This is a genomic window from Paracoccus versutus, assembly GCF_000763885.1.
Lineage (GTDB): Bacteria > Pseudomonadota > Alphaproteobacteria > Rhodobacterales > Rhodobacteraceae > Paracoccus > Paracoccus versutus.
Genome location: NZ_JRKO01000056.1, coordinates 1 through 12,839 on the forward strand (window position 1 = coordinate 1; position 12,839 = coordinate 12,839).

General features: G+C 63.7%; 16 protein-coding genes and 2 pseudogenes. 10 read left to right on the forward strand and 8 right to left on the reverse strand.

Annotation, left to right across the window (positions count from 1 at the left end):
• Together IT40_RS29710 and IT40_RS30235 are read left to right on the forward strand one after the other, a co-directional pair.
• Positions 1-300, forward strand: a 300-nt coding sequence (locus IT40_RS29710; protein WP_036759398.1) for a DUF6522 family protein, incomplete at its 5' end; no start/stop codon positions are given.
• A 187-nt stretch (positions 301-487) separates the two neighbouring features.
• A complete protein-coding gene (locus IT40_RS30235) occupies positions 488-784 on the forward strand; it encodes a 2Fe-2S iron-sulfur cluster-binding protein (protein ID WP_243700296.1) in 297 nt (98 codons plus the stop codon).
• Here IT40_RS30235 and IT40_RS29715 read toward each other — a convergent pair.
• The 7 genes and pseudogenes from IT40_RS29715 to IT40_RS20985 all read right to left on the reverse strand — a co-directional run bounded on the left by IT40_RS29715 (position 735) and on the right by IT40_RS20985 (position 5,274).
• Positions 735-917 carry a hypothetical protein gene (locus IT40_RS29715; RefSeq protein ID WP_036759399.1) on the reverse strand — a complete coding sequence of 61 codons (183 nt, stop codon included), beginning with the start codon at positions 915-917 and terminating at the stop codon, positions 735-737. The genes IT40_RS30235 and IT40_RS29715 overlap by 50 nt on opposite strands.
• Positions 906-1,065 (reverse strand): annotated as a pseudogene (locus tag IT40_RS27920) (VirB3 family type IV secretion system protein); the annotation flags it as partial. The gene IT40_RS29715 and the pseudogene IT40_RS27920, both read right to left, overlap by 12 nt.
• Positions 1,065-1,397 (reverse strand): TrbC/VirB2 family type IV secretion system protein, encoded by a 333-nt coding sequence (locus IT40_RS20960; protein ID WP_036759401.1) that lies wholly within the window; start codon positions 1,395-1,397, stop codon positions 1,065-1,067. The pseudogene IT40_RS27920 and the gene IT40_RS20960, both read right to left, overlap by 1 nt.
• A pseudogene (locus IT40_RS20965) lies at positions 1,394-1,848 on the reverse strand (ATPase, T2SS/T4P/T4SS family); the annotation flags it as partial. The gene IT40_RS20960 and the pseudogene IT40_RS20965, both read right to left, overlap by 4 nt.
• 679 nt (positions 1,849-2,527) lie before the next feature.
• On the reverse strand, positions 2,528-3,532 hold the full coding sequence (locus tag IT40_RS20975; RefSeq protein WP_036759403.1) for an ABC transporter substrate-binding protein: 1,005 nt from the start codon (positions 3,530-3,532) through the stop codon (positions 2,528-2,530).
• Positions 3,533-3,608: 76 nt separating this feature from the next.
• Positions 3,609-4,511, reverse strand: coding sequence for an ABC transporter permease (locus tag IT40_RS20980; protein ID WP_036759404.1), 903 nt, complete (start codon positions 4,509-4,511; stop codon positions 3,609-3,611).
• Positions 4,504-5,274: an ABC transporter ATP-binding protein gene (locus tag IT40_RS20985; protein WP_036759405.1), complete on the reverse strand. Its 771-nt coding sequence runs from the start codon at positions 5,272-5,274 to the stop codon at positions 4,504-4,506. Before IT40_RS20985 ends, IT40_RS20980 begins: the two co-directional genes overlap by 8 nt.
• A 609-nt stretch (positions 5,275-5,883) precedes the next feature.
• Here IT40_RS20985 and IT40_RS20990 point away from each other — a divergent pair.
• The 8 genes from IT40_RS20990 to IT40_RS21025 are packed head-to-tail and all read left to right on the forward strand — an operon-like array spanning position 5,884 to position 12,039.
• On the forward strand, positions 5,884-6,591 hold the full coding sequence (locus tag IT40_RS20990) for a succinate dehydrogenase/fumarate reductase iron-sulfur subunit (RefSeq protein ID WP_116171283.1): 708 nt from the start codon (positions 5,884-5,886) through the stop codon (positions 6,589-6,591).
• Positions 6,591-6,923 carry a succinate dehydrogenase gene (locus tag IT40_RS20995; protein WP_036759444.1) on the forward strand — a complete coding sequence of 111 codons (333 nt, stop codon included), beginning with the start codon at positions 6,591-6,593 and terminating at the stop codon, positions 6,921-6,923. Before IT40_RS20990 ends, IT40_RS20995 begins: the two co-directional genes overlap by 1 nt.
• Positions 6,923-7,264 (forward strand): succinate dehydrogenase, cytochrome b556 subunit, encoded by a 342-nt coding sequence (gene sdhC, locus IT40_RS21000; RefSeq protein WP_036759408.1) that lies wholly within the window; start codon positions 6,923-6,925, stop codon positions 7,262-7,264. The genes IT40_RS20995 and sdhC overlap by 1 nt, the downstream gene beginning before the upstream one ends.
• A 3-nt stretch (positions 7,265-7,267) precedes the next feature.
• Entirely contained in the window at positions 7,268-9,031 is a 1,764-nt protein-coding gene (locus tag IT40_RS21005; RefSeq protein ID WP_036759409.1) for an L-aspartate oxidase, read from the forward strand.
• 40 nt (positions 9,032-9,071) lie between these two features.
• Positions 9,072-10,028: a fumarate hydratase gene (locus IT40_RS21010; protein WP_036759410.1), complete on the forward strand. Its 957-nt coding sequence runs from the start codon at positions 9,072-9,074 to the stop codon at positions 10,026-10,028.
• Positions 10,025-10,693 carry a fumarate hydratase C-terminal domain-containing protein gene (locus IT40_RS21015; RefSeq protein WP_036759411.1) on the forward strand — a complete coding sequence of 223 codons (669 nt, stop codon included), beginning with the start codon at positions 10,025-10,027 and terminating at the stop codon, positions 10,691-10,693. The genes IT40_RS21010 and IT40_RS21015 overlap by 4 nt, the downstream gene beginning before the upstream one ends.
• Complete coding sequence (locus IT40_RS21020) at positions 10,690-11,697, forward strand: YeiH family protein (protein WP_036759412.1); 1,008 nt, start codon at positions 10,690-10,692, stop codon at positions 11,695-11,697. The genes IT40_RS21015 and IT40_RS21020 overlap by 4 nt, the downstream gene beginning before the upstream one ends.
• Before the next feature lie 27 nt (positions 11,698-11,724).
• Positions 11,725-12,039: an NIPSNAP family protein gene (locus tag IT40_RS21025; protein ID WP_036759413.1), complete on the forward strand. Its 315-nt coding sequence runs from the start codon at positions 11,725-11,727 to the stop codon at positions 12,037-12,039.
• Positions 12,040-12,085: 46 nt separating this feature from the next.
• Here IT40_RS21025 and IT40_RS21030 read toward each other — a convergent pair whose 3' ends face one another.
• Positions 12,086-12,829: a sulfite exporter TauE/SafE family protein gene (locus tag IT40_RS21030; RefSeq protein WP_036759414.1), complete on the reverse strand. Its 744-nt coding sequence runs from the start codon at positions 12,827-12,829 to the stop codon at positions 12,086-12,088.
• Positions 12,830-12,839: the final 10 nt, after the last annotated feature.

Below are 12,839 nucleotides of genomic sequence, written 5' to 3' on the forward strand. Positions count from 1 at the left end.
GATGCCGGCACGGTGCGGCTGATCTTCTTTTCGTCCAGCCGCCGCATTCGGATTACGGCGAACGCAAGCGGCAGGATCCTGAGCTGCGGCGCGCTGGATTTCGCCCGATCGCCCGGCCCCGGAAGCCGAAGACCGGAGGCCGGCAGGGATCACGAGACCCCCTTGCCGGCGAGGGACCGGGATCCGGGACAGGCGGCGCATGTCGACACGCTTCTCGACCTGGCGCTGCAAGGAACCTTCCCCGCCAGCGATCCCATCGCCATCACCATCGACGCACAGCCCCGGACATCCCGCCCATAAGGCGAGGGGCCATGATCGTCGATCGCTCGGACGAGTGCCGCGTCTGAAGTGGCCACGGCGCTTTCCGGTCCCGCGCAATCTGGGTGTGGCGGCGCATTCGCGCATCGCCGAGGGGAAATCCTGGCCCGCGCCGGAGGGCGCCACGCGGATTGCAACGCTGCGCATCTATCGCTTCGATCCCGACGGCATGGCCGGCCCGCGGCTGGATACGTTCCGCGTCGATCTGGACGATTGCGGGCCGATGCTGCTCGACGCGCTGATCTGGATGAAAAACAGGATCGACCCGACGCTGACTTTCCGGCGTTCGTGCCGCGAGGGCGTATGCGGGTCATGCGCCATGACGATCGATGGCACGAATTGGACCGCTTGCACCCGCACCATGGCTGATCTGGCCCAACCCGCGACGATCTTTCCGCTGGCCAACCTGCCGGTGATCAAGGATCTGGTGCCCGACCAGAGCCGAGCCAGGCATCGACGGCGTTGATCGTCTCGATCATGGCGGTGAAATCCCGGCCCTGAACGATCTTTTCGACCAGACGCAGCTTCTCATCGGCGACGCGGGTGTTTTCGTCCCAGACGGTGATCGTCGCGGTGACATAGGCCGACCAAAGCTGCAACCCGAGGCCGACCGCCCCGGCCAGCGTGGCGCTGGAGGATGGCGACGCTCCGGGGCGCCCCGCCGAGCAGGATCGGCTCGGTCAGGGCGCGATGCACCGGGACCGAGAAGCCTGGAACCGCGTCCAGTTGTTCCAGCCCGGCAGACATCACACCAGCGCCCCGCCGCCGAAGCTGAAGAAGGACAGGAAGAAGCTGGAGGCCGCGAAGGCAATGGAGATGCCGAAGACGATCTGGATCAGGCGCCGGAAGTCGCCGCCTGTGTCCCCGAAGGCCATGGTCAGCCCGGTGACGATGATGATGATCACTGCCACGATCTTCGCCACCAGTCCTTCGACCGAATCGAGGATAGATTGCAGCGGCGCTTCCCAGGGCATCGAGGAACCGGCAGCATGTGTGGCCGGAGCGATGAGCAGACTGACATAGGCAGCGGTCGCGGCCGTCGCGGCGTGATGGCGGAGGCGCAGGGCAGGACGGATCATTCTGGTTCTCCAGTGTTTTCTGTCGTGTCGGTATCGGGAATGACGGAGGCGATGCGGTAGTCGCCATCCCGGCCGAGGCCTTCCACGCGGGCGAGTTCGACCAGCGGGCGGGATGCGCCACGGCCGGCAAGCACGGCGATAAGATCGATGATCTCGGCGATCAGGGCGCGCGGCACGATGACGACGGCCTCCTGGATCAGCTGTTCGAGCCGCCGCAATGCGCCGATCCCGGATCCGGCATGGACGGTGCCGATGCCGCCGGATGGCCGGTCGTCCAGGCTTTGAGCAGGTCGAGGGCCTCGGCACCGCGCACCTCGCCGATCGGGATGCGGTCGGGGCGCAGGCGCAGCGAGGACCGGACCAGATCGGACAGCGTAGCGACACCATCCTTGGCGCGCATGGCGGCAAGGTTGGGCGCAGCGCATTGCAGTTCGCGGGTGTTCTCGATGATCCGTCCGCGGAAGTAATGCCAGGTCGAGATGCCCCCAGAGCACCCCTGTTACGCCTGACTCCGAGGTGACCTCGCTGATTTCGACCTGACCTCCGGGTACTTCGCATGGAAGGTGTTAGGCAATTCGGCAAGGAACCCGCCGGACAAGGAGGTCATGATGCCGATGCGCAGAATTCCGGTTGCGCCCTTCTTGAAGTTTCGGGCGCTGTCGACCGCCCGAAGGAGCGTGGTCATTCCGCGCTCGGCATCCTCCACGAACCTGGCTCCGGCAGGGGTGAGGTGGGCTCCAGTCGCGTCGCGCTCGAAGAGCTGGAAACACCGCCTTCGCCCCAGGAGGCTGACGCGGCGGTTGACGGTTGTGTACGATAGATCGAGCTCTCGGCCGCCGCGCTGAAGCTGCCGAGGCGCGCGACGAGGATCGCATAGTGGAGAAAGCGGAGATCGAGGGCGATGTCAGGCATAATGAGCCTCGCGCGATGGGCGCAATAGATCGTTCTGGACTGCAAGCTCCACGGAACTGGGCTGATGGAAGCGACACTTGGTCTGAGGATTTCTGGCTTAGAGCCAGGTAGAAAAAGGCTTTAGCGGGCGCAGCAGCGCCCGCTGATCGAACACAGTACTGACTATCCAGGAAATAGACCGCCTCAGCATTCCCCTTACGATGCACACAAAAGAAAAGTCAGCTTCCGTCGCGGTCATGGACCGTGTCGAAGAACAGGTCGCGCCAGTCGTCGGTATCGCTGGCGATCAGCCCGACCCGCGCCATGAAGTTCACATAGGGCAGCAGGCGCTCGGGCGTGGTCGTCCATTTGGTCTGCGGATCCTGGATCAGGGCGACGATCTCTTCCTGGGTCAGGTTCGTGCTCTCGGCCCCGGCCCAGATCTGCGCAGCCTCTTCGGGGTTTTCCTTGATGAAGGCGATGCTTTCCTCAAGCGCGGCCATGAGCGCTCCGACGACCTGGGGGTTCTTCTCGACGAAATCGTTCTTGGCCCAGAGGACCGTGAAGGTGTGGGGACCGTCCAGGACGTCGTAGCTGTCGAGAATCTTGCGGGCCTGCCCATCCTTCACCTCCTGGTTCTGGAAGGGTGGTGAGCCGAAATGGGCGTTGATCTCGGACTGGCCGCCCAGAAGGGTGAGTTGCGCATCGGGATGGCCCATCGAGACCGTGTAGGTATCGAGGTCGGCATGCTTGCCTTCGCCCAGATATTTCTCGGCCGCCATTTGCAAGGTGATGGCCTGGATCGAGGTCTTGACCGCGGGCAGGGCGATCTTGTCGCCTTGCGAGAAATCGGCGATCGATTCGATCTCGGGATCGGTGGTGACAAGATGCAGCGGCATGGATGACAGGGCGGCCACGCCCTTGATCGTCAGGTTGTTCTGCGTCCGCGCCCAGATCGTCAGCATCGGCGTGGTGCCGCCTGCAGCGATATCCAGATTGCCCGACAGCAGTGCCTCGTTCATGCCCGAACCGCCGGTGAAGCGAAGCCATTCGGTGGTGACATCCACGCCGGCCTCTTTCGCGTGCTTTTCCAGCAGGCCCTGTTCCTGCACCAGAGTCAGCGGCATGTAGCCGATGCCGAACTGCCGGGCCAGCCGGACATTGACGGTCTCGGCGACCGACGGCAATGCCCCGAAAACCGAGATGGCTGTGCCAAGCGCGGCGGCCAGCTTGAAGTGTTTCATGTCTCTCTCTCCCTGAAGCTACGGATTCCCTGTCCGTGAAAAGCCCGCCCCTTTCGGGGCAGGCGGCTGTTCGATGTCAGTGCTGCACGCCCCAGCGCTGGATGGTGTAGCGCTCGACGGTGCGGAAGATCAGGTTCTCCACGATCAGGCCGATGACGATGACGGTCAGCAGGCCCGCGAAGACCTTGGGGATGTCCAGCAGGTTCTTGTTCTCGAAGATGAACCAGCCGAGACCGCCCGAGCCGGAGCTGACGCCGAACACCAGCTCGGCCGCGATCAGCGTCCGCCAGGCGAAGGCCCAGCCGATCTTCAGCCCGGTGAGGATGCTGGGGAAGGCGGCCGGGATCAGGATCTTCGTGATGAAGCCGAAGCCTTTCAGACCGTAGTTCCGGCCGACCATCTTCAGCGTCCTGCTGACGCCCAGAAAGCCGGAATGGGTGTTCAGCGCGATGGCCCAGGTGACCGAATGAACCAGCACGAAGACCAGACTGGCATTGCCGAGCCCGAACCAGATCAGCGCCAGCGGCAAGAGCGCGATGGCCGGCAGCGGGTTGAACATCGAGGTCATGGTTTCGAGGAAGTCCGTCCCGATCCGCGATGCCATCGCCAGCGCGGTCAGCGCGGCGGCCAGCGCAATGCCGATGACATAGCCGGTCAGCAGGACCTTGACCGACACCCACGCCGCCGCGGGCAGGGTGCCGTTCATCAGCGAGCTGAAGAAGGCGCCGGCCGTGGCCGTGAAGGTCGGGAACAGCAGGTCGTTGTTCAGAATCCGGCCGTAGATTTCCCAGATGCAGGCCAGCACGACCAGGATGAACAGCTTGCGCAGCCACGGCTCGCCATAGAGCGTCTGGAAAAGCGAGAGCGGCTGTTCGACGATATCCAGTTCGCCCCCCTCGACCTCGTCGTGATAGATCTCGGGGCGGTCGGTGGCGGCGCCGGGGCGATGGGGCATGACGCGGGCGGTTGCTTCAGGCATGTTCCACCTCCTCGGGTTCGTGGGCGAAAAGCATCTGGTGGATATGGCGCTCCAGCTCGGCGGCCTCTTTCGGATCCGTGGTGCTGTTCAGCTCGGCCTTGACCCGGCCCGGATGCGGAGACAGCAGCAGGATGCGGCTGCCGACCTTGATCGCCTCGGCGATGGAATGGGTGACGAACAGCACGGTGAAGCGGGTATCGTCCCAGAGCTTCAGCAACTCGTCCTGCATCTTGCGCCGGGTCAGGGCGTCCAGCGCGGCGAAGGGTTCGTCCATCAGAAGGATGTCGGGCTCCATCGCCATGCCCCGCGCGATAGCGACGCGCTGCTTCATCCCGCCCGACAGCATGTGCGGATGGCTGTTGGCGAATTTGCCCAGGCCCACCTTCTCGACATATTCCATCGCCTTTTCCTCGGCCTGACGGCGCGGCATGCCCTTGGCGTTCTGCAAGGCGAAGGCGACGTTCTGCTTGACCGTCTTCCACGGCAGAAGCTGGTCGAATTCCTGGAACACCATCATCCGGTCGGGGCCGGGCTGGGTGATCTTGCGGCCCTTCAGCGTCATTTCGCCCTCGGTGGGGGTGATATAGCCGCCGACGGCCTTCTGAAGTGTGGACTTCCCGCAGCCCGACGGCCCGAGCAGGATGAAACGGTCACCCTGATGGACATCGAAGCTGACGCGATAGGTTGCCGTGATCAGATGATGTGGCGTCTTGTACTGAATTGTGACGCCACGAACGGCAAGCAGCGGATCCTGTTGCTGCATGTCTCCTCCCTGCGGTTTCTGGCACGCGGCCCGATACGGGTCGCCCTGATGCTGGCTGCTCCCCCGGAAAGAGGGGGAATGGGGTCGATAGCGGTTCCTGCATTCCTCCTTGCAGGTCAGGCGGCGCCCCTGAGACAGCGCATAGCGCCGGTCAGCACATGGCCACCTCGTGGGAACACTCTATGTGAAAATTTTACTGCCACAAAAACATTAATTCTTATATGTAATGAAAGGTAAATTTACCATAGATCCCTGCGCCAGCAGGTGAGGAACAAGGATTATCCTTACCTGACAATTGGTTGATGGCGGTATCGGGGTAGGGGCAGTCATCTATCCTGCTCCCTTTCGGTTCCGCTGCGGGGCAGGGTGTTGGTCAACAGGAACAACTTGCCGCGGAGCCCGCCTGTCGTCGTCTGCGACCTGTTTTGCTGTGTGAATTGGTTGAATTCGCGGGCGCCGGCGCGCGCATTTCATGGCGGCTCGCATCAGATCATAAATTTTACTTACATAACTATTTAGTATTAGTTCCTTTATGTTAGATAATATCGAGTATACGGTGACAGCACGAGACGAGCCAACAGGTGTGCTGTGAGCGAGATTACAAAGACAATGGAGGTTTCGGTCTGGCGCGGATCGGGAGATCAGGGCGCCTACGAGACCTTCTCGGTGCCAGCCCAGGACAATCAGACCGTACTCGATGTCGTCAGCTGGATTCAGCAGACCGTCGATCCGTCCCTGACCTATCGCTATGCCTGCCGCGTGGGCATGTGCGGATCCTGCGCGATGATGGTCAACGGCCAGCCGCGCTGGACCTGCCGGACCCATGTCAAGCGTGTGCTGGCGGATGGCAAGCTGCAGATCGGTCCGCTGCGGAACCTGCCGGTGATCAAGGATCTGGCGGCGGATATGGATCCGTTCTTCGACAAATGGGTGAAGGCCGGCGGCGTTCACAAGCCCAGCCGCAGCCGCGCCGAACCGATTCAGGAGGTCAGCCCGGAGGAGCCCGGCCGCGTCGTCGCGAATACCGCGATCGAATGCATCAACTGTGCGGTCTGCTATGCCTCCTGCGATACGGTCGCGGGCAATCCCGATTACCTCGGCCCGGCGGCGCTGCAACGCGCCTGGACGCTCTATAACGACGTGAAGGTGGAGGACCGGCAGGCCGTCCTCGACACCGTGACCGGGCCGGGTGGCTGCACGAACTGCCATTCGCAGGGCAGCTGCACGCGCTTCTGCCCGAACGAACTCGATCCGCTGAGTGCCATCGCCGGGCTCAAGCGCGCCGCCGCGCGGTCGTTCCTGAAGGGGAGGGGATGATGCTCAATCTTCATTACTACATGGCGCAGCGGCTGAGCGCGATGGTCATGGGGCCGCTGGTGCTGGGGCATCTCGCCGTCATGATCTACGCCATCCAGGGGGGCCTCAGCAGCGCGGAGATATTGTCTCGCACACAAGGCAGCATCGCCTGGTTCCTGTTCTATGGTGCCTTCGTCGTCGCGGTATCCATCCACGCGGCAATCGGCCTGCGCGTCATCCTGCATGAGACGACCGGATTGCGGGGCCGCCTTCTTGAGATATTCACCTGGGGCGTCGGGATCGTCCTTCTGTTCATGGGGGCGCGCGCCGTTTCGGCCGTGACGATGCTGTGATGATGAAGCCGCATCGCAAACACCCGCTCTGGCTGGCCTATATGCTGCACCGGCTGTCGGGGCTGGCGCTGGCCCTGTTCCTGCCCGCGCATTTCTATGTGCTGTCGCTGGCGCTGACGCGGCCGCAGCAGCTGGACCGCTTCCTGAGCTTCGCCGACAACCCGCTGGTGAAATTCGCGGAATTCGGGCTGGTTTTCCTGTTGGCCGCACATTTCTTCGGCGGGCTGCGCCTGCTGGCGCTGGAGTTCCTGCCCTGGTCGCCGCGGCAGAAAAGCCTGGCCGCCGGGGCCGTCGCGGGCGCCTTCCTGATCTCCGGAACCTTTCTTCTGCGGGCGGTGTGAACCATGGCATTGAAATTCGACATCGAACGGGATGACACAGATATCCTGATCCTCGGTTCGGGCGGGGCGGGGCTGTTCGCGGCGCTGCATGCCCAGCAAAGCGCGCCGCCGGGCACGCGGATCACGCTGGCCGTCAAGGGGCTGGTCGGCAAATGCGGCTGCACGCGCATGGTGCAGGGCGGCTATAACGTCGCGCTTGGCGGCGGCGATACGGTCGAGCGGCATTTCATGGACACGATCAACGGCGGCAAGTGGCTGCCAAACCAGGACATGGCCTGGCGGTTGTGCGAACAGGCCGTCGTCCGCATCCGCGAGCTGGAAAACGAGATCGGCTGCTTCTTCGATCGCAATCCCGACGGCACACTGCATCAGAAGGCTTTCGCCGGCCAGACCGCCGACCGCACCGTCCACAAGGGCGACCTGACCGGCATCGAGATCATCAGCCGGCTGATGGAGCAGGTGCTGGCCCGCCCGATCCGCAAGCTGCAGGAACACCGCGCCATCGGGCTGATCCCGACCGCGGACGGGGCCTCGCTGGCAGGGGTGCTGTTCATCGACATGCGGACAGGCCGGTTCCGCTTCGTGCGCGCCAAATGCGTGATGATGGGCACCGGCGGCGGCCCGACCATGTACAAGTATCACACACCCTCGGGCGACAAGACCATGGACGGGCTGGCCATGGCGCTGCGCATCGGCCTGCCGCTGCGCGACATGGAGATGGTGCAGTTCCATCCCACGGGCCTGCTGGCGGGCGACCACACCCGCATGACTGGCACGGTGCTTGAAGAAGGCTTGCGCGGCGCCGGCGGTCAGCTTCTGAACGCGCGCGGCGACCGCTTCATGTTCGACTATGACGCACGCGGCGAGCGGGCCACGCGCGACGTGGTCAGCCGCGGTATCTATGCCGAGATGCGCAAGAACAACGATCCTGCGCAAGTCGGCATGTTCATTTCCATGAGCCACCTCGGCCCCGAGAACGTGCGTAAGAAATTCGCAGGCATGGTCAAGCGCTGCGCCGACAGCGGCTTTGACCTGGCCGCGGGCAAGGTCGAGGTGGTGCCGACCGCGCATTACTTCATGGGCGGCGTTGTCGTTGATCCCGATACACGCACCGAGATGGAGGGGCTTTATGTCGCGGGCGAGGATGCCGGCGGCGCGCATGGCTCGAACCGTCTGGGCGGCAATGGCGTGGCGAACTCGACCGTCTTCGGCGGCATTGCCGGCGACGTGATGGGCGCCGACATTCGCCGCATGGGCGCGCTGCGCGATCCCGACGAAACCGTGTTGGCGGCCGAGGTCGAACGCGCCAGCCATCCGTTCTCGCGCACGGCGGCGCCGATCCAGCCGCTGCGCCACAAGCTGCAGGAGGCGATGTGGGAGGATGTCGGCGTCATGCGCACCGGCGCCGGCCTGCAACGTGGCCAGAAGCGCATCGCCGAGATCCGGGACGAGCTGATGCAGACCGGAGTCGATCCGTCGAACCTGGCCTTCAACCTGACCTGGCATGACTGGCTGAACCTGGCCTCGCTGGTCGAGGTGTCCGAGGTCATCGCGCGGGCGGGCGAGTTGCGCGAGAACTCTCGCGGCGCGCATTTCCGCGAAGATTTCCCCGAAAGCGGCGATCTTGAGACCTCGTATTTCACTCTCGCGCGGAAGAAGGGCGACGACCTGACGCTGAGCCGCGAACAGGTGCAGTTCACCATCGTCCGCCCTGGGGAAACGATCCTGCCCGCGCATGAACCCGAAACGCTCGTTGCAACCCAGTGAGAGGGGCCGGGCGCGCGTCCCGGCACAGGAGGAAGCTGACGTGATACCGATCAACCTGATCCAGTCCACCGCCGAGGATCTCATGGCCAAGGCCGCCATCGAGATTCCCGACGATTACCTGCAGGGACTACAGGCCGCCGCGAAGACCGAGGACGGCGACCTGTCGTCCTTCGTGCTGCAGGCGATGCTGGAGAATTACGAGGCTGCCAAGCAGGACCGCCGCGCGATGTGCGGCGACACCGGAACACCGCGCTGGTATGTCAAGATGGGCAACGACACCCGCATCGAGGGTGGTCCCATCGCACTCGAGGAGGCGCTGCGCCGCGCCACCGCCAATGCCACGAACGGCGTGCCCCTGCGGCCGAACCGGGTGCATCCGCTATGGCGCACCGACCACAACAACAATGTCGGCATCGGCGCGCCCGAGATCGAATACGGCTATGAGCCTGGTGGCGAATGGATCGACCTGATCACGGTCCACAAGGGCGGGCTGTTCGGCACCGATTATCGGATGCTGTTCCCCTCGGATGGGATCCAGGGGATCAAGCGGTTCTATCTCGACAGCCTGGTGGCCTTCGGCAAGCGCGGGCTGGCCTGCCAGCCGGCGATCATCGGCATCGGGCTGGGCGGTTGCAAGGATACCTGCATGGTGCTGGGCAAGCGCGCCGCCTGCCTGCGCACGGTGGGCGACCGCAACAGCGATCCGCGCATCGCTGCGCTGGAGGAAGAGTTCAAGGAACTCGGCAATTCCATCGGCATGGGTGCGATGGGCTTTGTCGGCAAGAACATGGTGATCGATACCCATATCGAGGTCGGCTACTGCCATACCGGCGGCATGCAGATGTCGGTCCATGCCTTCTGCCTGTCCTCGCGCCGCGCCGTGGCCCGCATTTATCCCGACGGGCGGGTCGAGCATCGCACCGATCCCGACTGGTTTACCCCCTATCAACGCCGCGAGACCGTCGGCTGGGACATGGCGATGGAGGCCGCCGAATGAAACCGCGTGAAGTCATCCTGTCCACCACCCCCACGCCCGAGGAGATCGCCGCGCTGCGCATGGGCGACATCGTCTATCTGAACGGGCTGATGTATACTGCGCGCGAAGGCGTCTATATGCGCGCGCTGGAGGACAAGGCGAACATCCCGATGGAACTGCCGTCGCAGAGCGCGGCGAATTTCCACTGCTCGCCCGCCGCGACCATCCGCGAGGACGGCAGCTTCGACATGGGCGCCGTCACCGCCACGGCCAGCTTCCGCTTTGCCAAATGGCTGCCCGAGTGGATGGCCAAGACCGGCGCCAAGCTGATCATCGGCAAGGGCGGCATGTCGTCCAGGGATTACAAGGAATATTTCGTCCCGAACGGTGCCATCTACCTGTCGACCGTGGGTTACGGCACCGGCGCGCTTCTGGGCCGCGGGGTCGAGAATGTCGAGGCCGTGCACTGGAATGAGGAACTCGGCCTGGCCCAGGCGATGTGGGTGATCCGCTGCAACCGGATGGGGCCGTTCCTGGTGGCCTCGGACCTCGAAGGCAACTGCCTGTTCGAACGCGAGAACGCCAAGATCGCCGAGAACCTGGAGCGCGTCTACGAAGGCACCAAGCCTGCCGTCCTGAAGCGGTTCGGCGAGACCGATGACCGCCGGGACGAACTCATCGGATGAAGCAGTTTGCTCTTGCTACGCCATCCATAGCGCGGCTGCTGTTCCCCGGCATTCTCTCGGCTGTCACGGTAGCGCTGGCCGCACGCTTCCTCTCGGATCACTATGGCGCGCCGATCATGCTTATGGCCCTGCTGCTCGGCATGGCCTTCACTTTTCTGGCTGAACCGGACTCCTCGACCGCGGCTGGCATCGAGTTCGCCGCAAAGAAGCTTCTGCGTTTCGGTGTCGCTCTGCTGGGCCTCGGTATTACGGTTCAGCAGATCGCAGCAGCGGGGCTGGGTGTCGTCTTCATTACCTTTGCCGGCGTCGGGCTGACCATCGTTGCGGGCGTGATCTTGTCCCGACTGTTCGGCCGCTCGCTGTCCTTCGGCCTGCTGACGGGCGGCGCAGTTGCGATTTGCGGTGCCTCGGCGGCTCTGGCGATCTCGTCGGTGCTCCCCAAGGACGATCCCAATCACGAGCGCGACACCATCTTCACGGTCATTGCCGTCACCGCGCTGTCGACACTGGCGATGATCGTCTATCCGATGGTCGGTGCGGCACTCGGCATGTCCGAACATGCGATGGGGGTCTTTTTCGGAGCCACCATCCACGACGTGGCACAGGTCGTTGGCGCCGGCTATTCCGTCTCAGACGAGACCGGGGCGACCGCCACCTTCGTCAAGCTGCTGCGCGTCGCGCTGCTGGTCCCGGTCGTCGTCACAATCTCGCTATTGTTTGGCAAAAGCCGCGCGCCCGGCCAGTCGCTGCCGATTCCTTTCTTCGTGATCGGCTTTGCCGCGCTGGTGCTGATCGGCAGCGCCAAGCTCATCCCGCCCGAAGTGACGGCGTTGTTGCTTGAACTGTCCCGTTGGTGCCTGGTCACCGCCATCGCCGCGCTCGGAATGAAAACCTCGCTGAAAAAGCTGGGCGAGGTCGGCGGCACCGCGATCGGCATCGTCTGCTGCCTGACCGTGCTGCTGGCTGTCTTCGCGCTGGTCACCATCCACCTGCTTCATTTCTGAACCAAACCTGACTGAAGGAAGATCGCGATGTTCATCGACATGCGGACCTATACGCTGAAGAACGGCAATGTGCCCAAATTCCTCAAGCTCTATGAAGAAGAGGGACTGTCGGTGCAGACCCGCATCCTTGGCAACATGGTGGGCTATTACTTCACCGACATTGGTCCGCTGAACCAGATCGTGCATATGTGGGGCTATGACAGCATGGACGACCGTTGGGAGCGTCGCAAGGCGTTGCAAGCGTCGGAGGAATGGCAGGCCTATGCCGTTCAGATGCGCCCGCTGGTCGATCACATCGAGAACAAGATCCTGATCCCGGCGCCCTTTTTCAAGCAAGCCTGAACTTCCGGACTGGAAAAGGGGGCCGGCAACATTCGCCGGCCCCTTTTCACATGAGTTCGCGCAGGGCAAGCGCCACGCCCGAGGCGAACATCACCCCGATCAGCAACCGGCGAAACTGGGTGTCGTTCAGGTGGTGGAACAGCCTGATGCCGAGCTGAGCGCCGATGATGGTGGTCGGCAGAGCCATCGCGATCAACAGCAGGGTTTCGCGGTCGTAGAGGCCCTGCAGGGCAAAAAGCGCGACGGCCATACCCAGGATACCGACGTTATAGGGCTGCAGCACCGCGCGGGTCTCGCCTTTAGGCCAGGGGCGCATGGCGCACCACATCGTCGGCAGTGCCCCCGACAGGGATGCCGCGCCGCCCAGGACGCCCCCCGTAAAGCCGATGCCGACGTCAATCAGGGGGGTCGGTCGTTCGAAACGGGGCAGTGAACGGCGCAGCGTGAAGAAACCGCCATAGGTGATCATGAAGCCGGCGATCACCAGCTTCAACAACGGCGCGCTGATCACGCTCAGCAAGCTCACCCCCAAGGGCAGCCCGATCAGCCCCGGCGCGAGAAAGCGTGCCAGCCGGCCTGGGCGGTCGCGGATCTCGCGCCGGGTGATCCAAAGTCCCTGCAAGCCGCTCACCACCGACATGACCACAACAATGGCCACCGCCTGTGGCGGGGGCATGATCTGCAACCAAAATCCCAGGGACAGCAGGGCCGTGCCGAATCCCGCCAGGCCGTTGATGAACCCGCCGGCGAATGCTCCGGCAAGAAGCGCCGTGATGAAGCCTGTCGTCATGGGGTCGGCG